A 12,666-nucleotide genomic window follows, 5' to 3' on the forward strand; every position below is an offset into this window, starting at 1 on the left:
AGATAACTACGCTCAGGAAAGATAAAAACGGGCGGCAATCAGCGCACATAAAATAAGGATGATAAGAATGAACTCAAAGCGATAACGGCCCACCATAGTACCCTCCGCTAAAGGCGGTGCTAAACGTTACCCGCTTAGCACCGTAATTTTCAGGCGCGAGGGGGCGCGCCACTATTGCTGTCGAAAACTTATGCGGCTGGCTGTGCTGCAGGTTTTGTCGGTTGTTGCTGGCTGTGTTTTTTGCTGTGCTTTTTGGCGGCCTGTGCTTTTTGCTCAGGTGCTTTCTGTTCAGTTTTTGCTTTTTTATGATGTTTTTTAGCCGCTTGCGCTTTCTGGGCGGGCGCTGCTTTATGCTGTTTTTTATGATGAATGGTTTTTGCAGGCGCTGCTTTGGTAGCAGCAGTCGGAGCAGGCGTGGTCGCAGTCTCTGCGGCAAAGGCAGCAGAAGAGAGACCCATAGCAGCGGCAACAACCAGAGCTAATACTTTTTTCATTGTCATACCCTCAATTTGGTTTTTTATGCAACCCCACTGCGGGGCCGATGTAATGACTATATCTCTGGAAATAGCAGGCTTCCGTGAGTGGTTGGTTTCGGCATGTAACGATATGTACAAAGCGAGTAGCGATGACGTGAGAAATAATAACGCATTGTGACTTAAGGAGATTTTCCCACCAATATCGGTAGTATTGATTGACTTAACTTTTTCATTACCTATAAATTGGTAGAATCACCGTGTATTAACAATAAATGACACACAGAAAAATGAATCCGTTTATTTGGGGGTGCTTATTATCCTGATGGCGTTAGATGCACTGCGGGAAATGGCCGGCACTTCGTCTATTTTGGGATGGTTATTAACGTTGAGTTGAGCAGACAATAAGCCCGGACAGGTTTTAACTCAGTCCGGGCTTATTTTTCAGGCGTGCAGGCGATGATGTAAACGTGTTCCGACCAGAATAGAGACCACCAACATCACGGCAATAAATGCACCGACGCCGTTCCAGCCATAGTTATGCCAGAAGACGCCACCTAATGTCCCTGCAATACTTGAACCCAGATAGTAACAAAATAGATACAGCGAGGAAGCCTGGCCTCTGGCGCGTTTAGCACGTGGGCCAATCCAGCTACTGGCGACAGAGTGAGCGGCAAAGAATCCTGTAGAGAAAAGCATCATACCGGCAAAATCAACCACAGTGGGTTGAACAATGTCAGGAGAAGGCCAAAAAGCATGACACCTGTCGAAAATAACATCACCGGACCACGACCGAAGCGGGTAGTCATGGTGCCTGCTTTTGGCGAACTCCAGGTGCCAGTCAAATAGACTAGCGATAATAAGCCAACCACGGCCTGACTGACATGCCAGGGGGGAAGCATCAACCGATAACCAATGTAATTAAACAGAGTGACGAACGACCCCATCAGCAAAAAACCTTCGACGAATAATAAGGGTAATCCCTGATCACGGCAGTGCAGACGGAAGTTAATAAACAGCGTTTTTGGGCGCAACGAGGATGGGCGGAAATGGCGTGACTCCGGGAGGATTTTCCAGAACATTAACGCTGAGGTCAGAGCGAAACAGCCAATAACCGCCAGAGCAATTCGCCAGTTAAAGAAGTCAGTAAATACCCCGCTGATTAAGCGCCCACTCATACCGCCAATTGAGTTGCCGCTGATGTACAGCCCCATTGAAAATGCCACAAAACTGGGGTGGATCTCTTCGCTAAGGTAGGTCATGCCAACGGCAGCTACACCGCTTAACGACAGACCAATCAAGGCGCGCATAATCAAAATACCGAGCCAGCTAGTCATCATCGTCGAAAGTAACGTGCAGATGGAGGCCAACAGTAGTGCCGTCACCATCACCGGCTTGCGACCTATGGCATCGGAAAGTGGGCCAGTAAATAGTAAACCAATGGCAAGCATGATCGTTGAAATTGACAGTGAAATACTACTGTTAGCAGGCGTTAAGCCAAATTCTTGCGAAAGCACCGGAAGAATAGGCTGCACACAATAAAGAAGCGCAAAGGTTGCCAGCCCGGCCGAGAATAGAGCCAGAGTGACACGCATAAATTGCGGCGTACCGCGTTTAATGAATTCGTTTGTCCGGGAAAGGTTTTTCTTGTCAGTGTCACTTGCCGGAGTGCCATCAACAGTTGTAGTACGACTCACTTGAAATCCTTGCTAAATATGCCCGTGATGTGGGATTAGGAATAGATTAGGAAAATCGAATTGTTATGTCTAATATATTAATAGTCTCAAATAAGATGTTTAAAGTATGAATATTGAATTGCGCCACCTTCGTTACTTCATTGCTGTTGCGGAAGAGCTGCATTTTGGTCGCGCTGCTGCCCGACTGAATATTTCACAACCGCCGCTAAGCCAGCAGATTCAGATACTGGAGCAACAAATTGGCGCGCGACTGCTGGCACGAACCAATCGCAGCGTAATGCTGACGGCAGCAGGGAAGCAGTTCCTTGCTGATAGTCGGCAAATCCTGTCTATGGTGGATGACGCTGCCGCTCGCGCTGAACGCCTGCATCAGGGAGAGGCGGGAGAGTTACGCATTGGCTTTACCTCATCAGCGCCATTTATTCGCGCAGTATCTGATACCTTATCGCTGTTTCGTCGCGAATTTCCTGATGTTCATTTGCAGACACGCGAGATGAACACCCGCGAGCAAATAGCACCCCTTATCGAAGGGACGCTGGATATGGGGTTGCTACGAAATACTGTGTTGCCGGAGACGCTGGACCACGCGGTCATTGTGCATGAACCACTTATGGCGATGATCCCGCATGATCATCCTTTGGCCAATAAATCGAATGTAACGCTGGCAGAACTGGCAAAAGAACCCTTTGTTTTTTTTGATCCGCACGTAGGGACGGGGCTGTATGATGACATTCTCGGCCTGATGCGACGTTACAATCTCACCCCAGTCATCACCCAGGAAGTCGGCGAGGCGATGACTATCATCGGCCTGGTTTCCGCGGGTCTTGGCGTTTCGATTTTGCCCGCTTCTTTCAAACGCGTACAACTCAATGAAATGCGTTGGGTATCTATTGCGGAAGAGGATGCGGTTTCTGAGATGTGGCTGGTTTGGCCAAAACATCATGAACAAAGCCCGGCAGCACGTAACTTTCGTATTCAGCTACTGAATGCTCTCTGATGAGGAAAAATTCAGCAAAAAATCCCGAAAAATGTGCTGTCAATCACATGGCTAAGTAAAAATTTGACGTTACGCATTGAAGTGCTTCACCATAGCCTACAGATTATTTCGGAGCGCGAAAATATAGGGAGTATGAGGTGGTTGCTGAAAACCAGCCGGGGCACATTGATCAAATAAAGCAGACCAACGCAGGTGCTGTATATCGCCTGATTGATCAGCTTGGTCCCATTTCGCGTATCGACCTTTCTCGCATGGCGCAGCTCGCGCCAGCCAGTATTACCAAAATTGTCCGCGAAATGCTTGAAGCGCACCTGGTGCAAGAGCTGGAAATTAAAGAGGCTGGAAACCGTGGCCGTCCGGCGGTGGGGTTGGTAGTAGAAACGGAAGCCTGGCACTATCTTTCTTTGCGTATTAGTCGTGGCGAGATTTTTCTTGCACTGCGTGATTTAAGCAGCAAGTTGGTGGTGGAAGACTCGCTGGAGTTGGCGCTGCAGGATGAATTACCGCTGTTGGATCGCATCATTACTCATATTGATCAGTTTTTTATTCGCCATCAGAAAAAACTCGAGCGCCTGACTTCTATTGCCATTACCATGCCGGGAATTATTGATACGGAAAATGGTATTGTACATCGTATGCCGTTCTACGAGGACGTAAAAGAGATGCCGCTCGGTGAAGCGCTTGAGCAGCATACCGGTGTACCGGTTTATATTCAGCATGATATCAGCGCGTGGACGATGGCCGAGGCCTTGTTCGGCGCATCCCGCGGAGCGCGCGATGTGATTCAGGTGGTTATCGATCACAATGTGGGAGCGGGTGTGATTACCGATGGTCATCTGTTACACGCAGGAAGCAGTAGCCTTGTGGAGATAGGCCACACTCAGGTCGACCCCTATGGAAAACGCTGTTATTGCGGTAACCACGGCTGCCTGGAAACCATCGCCAGTGTTGACAGCATTCTTGAACTGGCGCAATTACGTTTGAATCAATCCATGAGTTCGATGTTACACGGACAGCCGTTAACCGTGGACTCATTGTGCCAGGCGGCACTGCGGGGCGATCTGCTGGCAAAAGATATTATTACCGGTGTGGGGGCGCATGTTGGGCGCATTCTTGCCATCATGGTGAATTTATTTAACCCACAAAAAATACTGATTGGTTCGCCGTTAAGCAAAGCGGCAGAAATCCTGTTCCCTGTCATTTCTGACAGCATCCGTCAGCAGGCGCTTCCTGCCTACAGCCAGCACATTAGCGTCGAAAGCACTCAGTTTTCTAATCAGGGGACGATGGCGGGAGCCGCATTGGTAAAAGACGCTATGTATAACGGTTCTTTGTTGATTCGTCTGTTGCAGGGTTAACATTTTTTAACTGTTCTACCAAAATTTGCGCTATCTCAAATTGGGGCAGGAAAGCATAACTTAGACTTCCAAAGTTGAATTATTTTCCTGGCTTATATTTGTGAAGCATAACGGTGGAGTTAGTGATGCTGAAGCGTTTCTTTATAACAGGTACAGACACTTCTGTAGGGAAAACGGTGGTTTCCCGCGCATTGCTACAAGCGTTAGCCTCCCAGGGAAAAACGGTTGCGGGGTATAAACCCGTAGCGAAGGGGAGCAAAGAGACACCCGATGGGCTACGTAATAAAGATGCTCTGGTGTTGCAGAGTGTTTCATCTATTGAACTGCCTTATGAAGCAGTCAATCCCATTGCGTTAAGCGAAGAAGAAAGTAGTGTGGCGCACAGTTGCCCGATCAATTACACCCTCATTTCAAATGGTCTGGCTAACCTGACGAATAAAGTCGACCATGTGGTGGTCGAAGGCACTGGCGGCTGGCGTAGTCTGATGAATGACCTGCGTCCGCTCTCTGAATGGGTGGTTCAGGAGCAGCTACCGGTGTTGATGGTGGTGGGCATTCAGGAAGGCTGTATTAACCATGCGCTTCTGACCGCACAGGCGATTGCGAACGATGGTCTTCCGCTCATTGGCTGGGTGGCTAACCGTATCAACCCAGGGTTAGCACATTACGCTGAAATCATAGATGTATTGGGTAAAAAACTCCCGGCACCGCTCATTGGCGAACTGCCTTATTTGCCGCGCGCAGAACAGCGTGAACTGGGGCAATACATCCGCTTACCCATGCTGCGCAGTGTGTTGGCGGTAGATAGAGTCACGGTGTAACGTCCGCGACGTTACTGACGCAATCACACAAGCAATTAATAAACCGGGGAGTAGCTGATACTCCCCGGTCATTTCGCATATCATCAATGTCGACATAATTGGCGCATGCGTGGTTGCAGCCAGTAGTGTTGCCATCCCGGTTAGCCCGAGTAACAGCGTAATTTCTTCTCCGCCAGGAAGCCATAACCCCAGGCTACGACCATACAGCATACCAATAGCCAGTCCGATAAATAGTGTTGGCGTAAACACACCGCCTGGCGCGCCGGAACCACTGCTGGCCAGCACGGCAAAAAGTTTGCAAAGAAAGATCCCTGCAATGACCGTAAGCAGTGGCGGGGCAGTTAAAAAGGATTGTACCGTACTATAGCCGTTGCCCCACACAGCCGGTGTGAGCAGGGAAAGCAGTCCCACGATCAAACCTCCCAATGCCAGTTGCCAGGGGGGCGCAAGTTTGAGATTAACAAAGCCCCGATGACTGGCGTTCATTAGCTTTAAAAACAGTGGACCGCACAGTCCCATCAGTACACCAGTACTAATAATCAGCGCATAGTCACGGGTCTTAACTATTACTGAGAGTTGCACGCTGTAGAGCAAAGCATCGCTATTATTAAGAAGATGGCTGACAAGCAGTGCCACTACGGCGGAAATTACCACCGGACCGAGAGAGGCCAGCATCATGGTGCCAAACAGCACTTCAGCAATAAACAAACTTCCGGCAAGCGGGGCGCGATAGGCCGCAGCCATCCCCGCAGCAGCGCCACAGGCAATCCACAATTTCCACTCTTCACGCGGTGTAAGACGTTGTGCAAACCAGGAGGCGGCAAGCGCTGCCAACAGGATCATCGCACCTTCACGTCCAATGGCACTGCCGCTCGTCACCACCAGCAAAGACACGAAAGATTTGACCAGACTGGTGGCATAATCAAACTGCCCATCGGTTTGTAATGCCTCCATATAATCGGTAGGCGCGTGAGGGCGTTGTTGCGTGAATTTCTGCCATCCCATCAGCAATAGACCTGCTGCCAGTCCGCCAAGTGCCGGAGTTAGCAGGCGACGCCACGGCGAAAGGTTCATGGCAGCATTAACCAGACTTCCGGAATCATTGTTCAGGAACAACCACTCCAGCAACAGCATCGCATGATGAAACCCTGCGACGGCAAGAGCCGCGAGAATACCGATCACCGTCGCAATAAACAGACGGCGGAACATGGTGCGTAGATCCGGGTAGATGTGTAGATGATGCATGAGCAGAAATGGCAAATTAAACACAGGCATCTATTTTGCGGGAAAAGGGGTCTGGAGCAAAAGCTGTATGTGCTTTATGAGAAATTAATCGTGACGTTGTCACTTATTTTATCCGAAAGGCGTGCAGTTACCGCCTTTCGGTCATACTAACGATTATTCAACGAAACAGAGGCTTAACCGCGACAGGAATTAACAATTGTGACTGCCATTGTGCCAGTGTTAAACGGGCCAGCTCACCGAGTGAGCGATAAAAAGGGTGTTCTGCTTTTTCGATAAACACCTCAAGAAAACGTGTCGACCACGGTAAAAGGTGCCACGCCAGCAATTCTTCGCACTCGGTCTGGCGACCGTTCTCTGCCAGCCATGCCGCCATCAATAGCAGTGAACCAAAATGATCTTCCGGTTCGTTTTGTTTCATTTCAAACTGAATGCCTTTTTCGCGCATCCATTGACGGAGCGCCAATGTAGAATCGCCAAACAGCACCGATTCGCGATCCAGCCAGACAGATCCCCACGGCGGTGACGGTAGCGCATACGGGCCGACAAACAGCCGTTGCCAGGCCTGATTACGCGACTCTTCACACTCTTCCTTAAAAGTCGTTACCAGCGGTGCTAATGACGTTTGTGACAAGGGCCACTGGGTATCCCAGCCGTCGCCGGTTAACGCAGAAACCAACGGAGAGGCTTCTGCACTCTCTGGAGCGTAATAAAACAGCGCGCCCAGCACGCGCGCCGCGACAGAAAAATTATCTTGTTGTGAAAAATGCGTCATTCTTATCATCCTGAAACGTGCGGGGTCACCCGCACTAATTTGTTAACCTGCGACGGCCATTCCGACGGTCATATGCAGGCCATAAAAGAGCGCACGCCCGATCATCTCGCCGCTAAGTATGAGGATTAACCCCAGCACAAGCCCGATAACGTGAGGTTCATGGCGACGGATTAACGGACACAGCCAGCATCCCAGACCAGCGCATAACAATACCACACGCCAGACCTGTAATGAGGCGTAATCTGGCACCAACGTGCTGGCTTGTTGTACAGATGAGTGAATGGATGCCAGAGACAAACCTTGCAGCACAATCACTCCGACACAGGCGATCAGCGCCAGAACGTTAATGATGGCAAACGGCGTGGTATTAAACGTAACGCGGGCGGCCCGCAGAATAGCGGCCGCAAGTATCGGTCCACTCAGCAAGACCGTCAGGAAAAAAGCCAGTGTAGTGTAACCGTTATACCAGGTTGGTATGGTGTCGATTTGATAAACACAGGTCATCATCCAAATGAAAACAACGCCGAGCACCATACTGGCAAGTAACCAGAGTTTTCCCAACGCTTGCGGCATCTTACCGATGACCGCCACCAGCCACCATAACCCGCCAACGGCAAAGAACAATGAACCGGCAGCAATCTCGTTACTCAAGCCCGAAGATCCGATTCGATTCAGTGAGTTAAACGCACGTAGTGGCGATCCCAGGTGCATGACAGAGGCGATAAAACCGATGCTCATCAGCAACCAGAGGAAAAACATGCCACGGACAATACGCTGACGGTCTGCGTCATTTTTGGCAGCGTACCAGCCAATTCCGCTAACAATCAGCGCGCCCACAACACATTGGCCCAATACGGTAAAGACCATTAGTGGCCATTCATGCCATCCATTTCCCATTTTAAACTTCCTCCGGATTAGCCAGATAACCAGTGGTATCGCCGGTTGGGCGGCTGTTGGCGTTAGGTTTGATAACGATATTGGGTTTTGTGAAATGTGCGCGCGGCAGTGGCGCGACGGCAGCCAGAGTGCCGTGCTTCCGGCGTAGCTCTTCAATCGAACCGAACTCAAGGGCGCGCAGCGGGCATGATTCGACGCATATTGGCTGTTTCCCTTCGGCGACGCGTGAATAACAACCATCGCACTTAGTCATGTGTCCTTTTTCCGCATTGTACTGTGGCGCGCCGTAGGGGCAGGCCATATGGCAGTAGCGACAGCCGATACAAATATCCTCATCAACCACCACAAAGCCATCTTCACGCTTATGCATTGCGCCGCTGGGGCATACTTTTGTACAGGCAGGATCATCGCAATGGTTACAGGAAATCGAGAGATAATAGGCGAACACGTTCTGATGCCAGACACCGTTATCTTCCTGCCAGTCGCCACCCGCGTATTCATAAATACGGCGGAAACTTACCTCGGTGCCAAGATCTTTAAAGTCTTTGCACGCCAGTTCGCAGGTTTTACAACCGGTGCAGCGACTGGAATCAATAAAAAATCCATATTGCGTTGTCATGGGCTACTCCTTAAACCTTCTCGATCTCAACCAGATTGGTGTGCTGCGGGTTGCCTTTCGCCAGTGGTGAAGGGCGCAGAGTGGTCAGGGTATTAATACAACCGCCGTGATCGATTTTATCACCAGACATATCGGCTTCGTGCCATGCCCCCTGACCCATAGCGCTAACGCCGGGGATAATACGAGGTGTCACTTTCGCTGGCAGACGGACTTCGCCACGATGGTTAAACACCCGTACCATATCGCCGTTGGCAATACCTCGCTTCTGCGCATCGATAGGGTTGATCCATACTTCCTGACGGCAGGCCGCCTTCAGCACATCAATGTTGCCGTAGGTGGAGTGAGTACGGGATTTATAATGGAAACCAAACAGTTGTAGTGGGAAGGTGCTGCGTTCAGGGGAATCCCATCCTTCAAAGGTTGAGGCGTAAACCGGCAGTGGGCTTATCACTTCATCGTTTTCCAGCTCCCAGGTACGGGCAATTTCCGCCAATTGGCTGGAATATATTTCAATCTTACCGGATGGTGTTTTTAGTGGATTCGCTTCGGGGTCGTCACGAAATGCTTTGTAGGCGACAAAATGACCATTGGGATCTTTACGCTTATAGATACCCATTTTTTTCAGTTCGTCGTAAGGCGGTAACGCCGGATCTTTGGCAAGCATTTTGGCGTACAGATGTTGTAACCATTGTTCCTGAGTACGTCCTTCAGTGAACTTCTGATAGACATCAGGCCCAAGCCGTTTTGCGACTTCGCTCAGGATCCAGTAAATCGGTTTGCGCTCGAATTTTTCGCTGGTGGCTGGCTGGAGGAAAATGAGGTATCCCATGTTACCGGCGTAATCGTTAGGAATAATATCTTCCTGCTCAACGGTCATCAGGTCTGGCAGCAGAATGTCGGCGTATTTTGCCGAAGAGGTCATAAAGTTTTCGATGACCACAATCATTTCGCATTTCGATTCGTCCTGAAGAATTTCATGCGTTTTGTTGATGTCCGAATGCTGATTTACCAGGGTATTGCCCGCATAGTTCCAGATGAACTTAATAGGCACATCCAGCTTCTCTTTACCGCGAACGCCGTCACGTGTAGCCGTCATTTGCGGACCATGATTAATAGCATCCGTCCAGCTAAAGCAGGAGATTGACGTCTTGACCGGGTTATCCAGTACCGGCAGACGTTCAATGGTAATAGTGTAGGTTGATTCACGCGCGCCACTATTCCCGCCGTTGATGCCAATATTGCCCGTCAGAATAGGTAACATAGCAATAGCGCGTGCGGTCAACTCGCCGTTGGCCTGGCGTTGCGGCCCCCAGCCCTGACAGATATAGGCTGGTTTTGCTGTGCCGATCTCACGCGCCAGTTTGATGATACGGTCTACAGGGATGCCGGTGATTTGCGAAGCCCACTGCGGCGTTTTCGCTGTTTTATCGTCACCTTCGCCGAGAATATACGCTTTGTAGTGACCATTTCTCGGCGCATCTGCGGGTAAGGTTTTTTCGTCATAACCTACGCAGTATTTATCGAGGAATGGCTGGTCAACGAGATTTTCGTTAATCAATACCCAGGCGATACCCGCCACCAGCGCAGCATCAGTTCCTGGACGAATAGGTATCCATTCGTCTTCACGACCGGCGGCGGTATCGGTATAACGCGGATCGATAACAATCATTTTGGCGTTTGATTTCTCACGCGCTTTTTCAAGAAAGTAAGTGATTCCGCCGCCGCTCATTCGCGTTTCCGCCGGGTTATTACCAAACATCACCACCAGCTTACTGTTTTCGATATCTGAGGTACTGTTGCCATCGTTACTGCCGTAGGTATAGGGCATAGCGCAGGAAATTTGTGCAGTACTGTAAGAGCCATACTGGTTAAGCGAACCACCGTAACAGTTCATCAGGCGTTTGACCGCAGAAGCTGATGGGGAAGAGCGGGTTATATTGCCGCCGACGATCCCCGAAGAGTACTGAATATAAACAGCTTCGTTGCCATATTGCTCGACGGTTTTTTTCAGGCTAGTGGCGATAGTGTCAAGCGCCTCATCCCAGCTAATCTTTTTCAAATTTTCCTTCGCCGCGTTTGCCTACGCGTTTCATCGGATAATTCAATCGATCGGGATGATTAATGCGTCGACGGATAGAGCGACCGCGTAAACAGGCGCGCACCTGATGATTGCCATATTCGTCGTCGCCGGTGTTATCGGTTTCCACCCAGGTAACTTCATTATCTTTAACATGTAGCCGAAGTGCGCAGCGGCTACCACAGTTGACGGAACAGGCCCCCCAGACTACTTTTTCGCTGGTCTGTTGCACTGCCGCCGCCGCACTACGCATCGTAAAAGGTAATGAAAAACCGCCTGCTGCCAATGCCAACGAACCAATAGCGGTAGATTTAACTAATGTTCTGCGGCTAATGCCCACCGGTTGTTCTTTTTTGGACATAACTCACTCCCTGATATCTATCGTTATATATTTGCTTATATATTGAATATTTAGCGTGCTAACAATAGATGAAGTCTACCCATTTGGAGTTAAGAGTTATTAATCCATATCAATAGAAAAGGATGTCAGAAGGTGAGCTAATGTCGCTTTAGAAGCAGATTTTTGTGGCTGTCTGATCACATCAGGCAGCCACAGGTTTATTGCTGCGGTTCGGCAGGGCCACTATCATGGGTTGGTTGAGAGTGGGCAGAAACATTACCGCTGGTGGTGCGGGTATAGAGAATTTTATGCGTGTCGTTGGCACAATGCCCGACGACCTGTGAATCAGGCTGATCAACCTGATCATTCGGCACAATACTTAAAGTGAAGCTGCTTTCCGGGACGCCGTTATTGATAATGCGCTGTGAAATATCGCTTTTTATACGCTCACAAGAATCCGACGCGGCGAGCACTGTGGATGAGGCCAGGGCGAGCAGAAGTGCGGCACTACAGGCGACGTTTTTCATCATTGGCTCCTTACATGAATATTACTACCTAAGCATAGCATTTCACGTGTAAATTACTGTATTTGCTACTATGATTGAGAATCATCTTTACTGTCAGGTGACTGATGTGAATGCCAAATTACTGCCATGTTTGCTCGCGATAACGCTTACAGGATGTGACCGCACAGAAGTAACGCTCTCTTTTACGCCAGAGATGGCCAGTTTCTCTAATGAATTCGATTTTGATCCGCTGCGTGGTCCGGTTAAGGATTTCACTCAGACATTAATAAATGAGCAAGGGGAAGTAACGAAGCGCGTTTCAGGTACTTTATCGGAAGAAGGCTGTTTTGATTCTCTCGAATTGCTGGATCTGGAGAATAATACTGTAGTTGCCCTGGTGTTAGACGCAAATTATTACCGTGATGCACAGACGCTGGAGAAGCGAGTACGTTTACAGGGGAAATGTCAGTTAGCGGAATTACCTTCCGCAGGGGTGAGTTGGGAAACCGATGATAATGGCTTCGTGGTTAAAGCCAGCAGTAAACAGATGAAGATGGAGTATCGGTATGATGGCCAGGGGTATCCGCTGGGTAAAACGACAATAAGCAACGACAAAACGTTATCTGTCACCGCGACACCGTCAAAGGATCCGATCAAAAAACTCGATTATACGGCCATTACTTTGCTGAATAATCAACAGGTTGGTAATATCAGGCAGACCTGTGAATATGACAGCCACGCCAATCCGGTGGACTGCCAATTAATCATTGTGGATGAGGGGGAAAAACCCGCTGTCGAACGGGTTTACACCAGAGCCTGTACATAGATTTGTGTAATTGCCTGATTTTGATATGTTCAATCCAG

The 12,666-nt window shown here is 49.5% G+C and carries 12 protein-coding genes and 2 pseudogenes; 5 read left to right on the forward strand and 9 right to left on the reverse strand.

Annotated elements, in window-relative coordinates; all coding sequences use genetic code 11:
* Positions 1-12 precede the first annotated feature (12 nt).
* Positions 13-96 (reverse strand): small membrane protein YdgU, encoded by an 84-nt coding sequence (gene ydgU / locus C1192_RS04285; protein ID WP_000233090.1) that lies wholly within the window; start codon positions 94-96, stop codon positions 13-15.
* Between the two features lie 92 nt (positions 97-188).
* A complete protein-coding gene (gene asr, locus C1192_RS04290) occupies positions 189-494 on the reverse strand; it encodes an acid resistance repetitive basic protein Asr (RefSeq protein WP_000756318.1) in 306 nt (101 codons plus the stop codon).
* A 304-nt stretch (positions 495-798) separates the two neighbouring features.
* On the opposite strand from asr, the gene C1192_RS26030 reads away from it, so the two are divergent.
* A complete protein-coding gene (locus tag C1192_RS26030) occupies positions 799-870 on the forward strand; it encodes a hypothetical protein (protein ID WP_370567158.1) in 72 nt (23 codons plus the stop codon).
* 47 nt (positions 871-917) lie between these two features.
* Here the strand turns inward: C1192_RS26030 and ynfM are convergent.
* Positions 918-2,170: pseudogene (gene ynfM / locus C1192_RS04295) on the reverse strand (multidrug efflux MFS transporter YnfM/SxtP(Kp)).
* Between the two features lie 106 nt (positions 2,171-2,276).
* Here ynfM and ynfL point away from each other — a divergent pair.
* The 3 genes from ynfL to bioD all read left to right on the forward strand — a co-directional run bounded on the left by ynfL (position 2,277) and on the right by bioD (position 5,346).
* On the forward strand, positions 2,277-3,167 hold the full coding sequence (gene ynfL, locus C1192_RS04300) for a multidrug efflux transcriptional activator YnfL/SxtR(Kp) (RefSeq protein WP_001516353.1): 891 nt from the start codon (positions 2,277-2,279) through the stop codon (positions 3,165-3,167).
* 137 nt (positions 3,168-3,304) lie between these two features.
* Complete coding sequence (mlc, locus tag C1192_RS04305) at positions 3,305-4,525, forward strand: sugar metabolism global transcriptional regulator Mlc (RefSeq protein WP_000225254.1); 1,221 nt, start codon at positions 3,305-3,307, stop codon at positions 4,523-4,525.
* A 125-nt stretch (positions 4,526-4,650) separates the two neighbouring features.
* Entirely contained in the window at positions 4,651-5,346 is a 696-nt protein-coding gene (bioD, locus tag C1192_RS04310) for a dethiobiotin synthase (protein ID WP_000919218.1), read from the forward strand.
* Here bioD and clcB read toward each other — a convergent pair.
* From clcB to C1192_RS04340, 6 genes and pseudogenes are all read right to left on the reverse strand, one after another.
* Complete coding sequence (clcB, locus tag C1192_RS04315; protein ID WP_072041557.1) at positions 5,299-6,591, reverse strand: voltage-gated ClC-type chloride channel ClcB; 1,293 nt, start codon at positions 6,589-6,591, stop codon at positions 5,299-5,301. The genes bioD and clcB overlap by 48 nt on opposite strands.
* Before the next feature lie 157 nt (positions 6,592-6,748).
* Positions 6,749-7,363 (reverse strand): Tat proofreading chaperone DmsD, encoded by a 615-nt coding sequence (gene dmsD, locus C1192_RS04320; RefSeq protein WP_000148720.1) that lies wholly within the window; start codon positions 7,361-7,363, stop codon positions 6,749-6,751.
* A 42-nt stretch (positions 7,364-7,405) separates the two neighbouring features.
* Positions 7,406-8,260, reverse strand: a complete 855-nt coding sequence (gene ynfH / locus C1192_RS04325; RefSeq protein ID WP_038354332.1) for a selenate reductase membrane anchor subunit YnfH — start codon at positions 8,258-8,260, stop codon at positions 7,406-7,408.
* Between the two features lies 1 nt (position 8,261).
* Positions 8,262-8,879: a DMSO reductase like molybdoenzyme iron-sulfur subunit YnfG gene (gene ynfG / locus C1192_RS04330; RefSeq protein WP_038354333.1), complete on the reverse strand. Its 618-nt coding sequence runs from the start codon at positions 8,877-8,879 to the stop codon at positions 8,262-8,264.
* Between the two features lie 10 nt (positions 8,880-8,889).
* Positions 8,890-11,317: pseudogene (ynfE, locus tag C1192_RS04335) on the reverse strand (selenate/tellurate reductase subunit YnfE).
* Positions 11,318-11,514: 197 nt separating this feature from the next.
* Positions 11,515-11,823: a DUF1161 domain-containing protein gene (locus C1192_RS04340; RefSeq protein ID WP_000799836.1), complete on the reverse strand. Its 309-nt coding sequence runs from the start codon at positions 11,821-11,823 to the stop codon at positions 11,515-11,517.
* A gap of 106 nt (positions 11,824-11,929) precedes the next feature.
* Here C1192_RS04340 and C1192_RS04345 point away from each other — a divergent pair, with 106 nt between their 5' ends.
* Positions 11,930-12,628 (forward strand): YnfC family lipoprotein, encoded by a 699-nt coding sequence (locus C1192_RS04345; protein ID WP_101958027.1) that lies wholly within the window; start codon positions 11,930-11,932, stop codon positions 12,626-12,628.
* Positions 12,629-12,666: the final 38 nt, after the last annotated feature.

Origin of the sequence: Escherichia marmotae, from assembly GCF_002900365.1 — a bacterium.
Taxonomy (GTDB): Bacteria; Pseudomonadota; Gammaproteobacteria; order Enterobacterales; family Enterobacteriaceae; genus Escherichia; species Escherichia marmotae.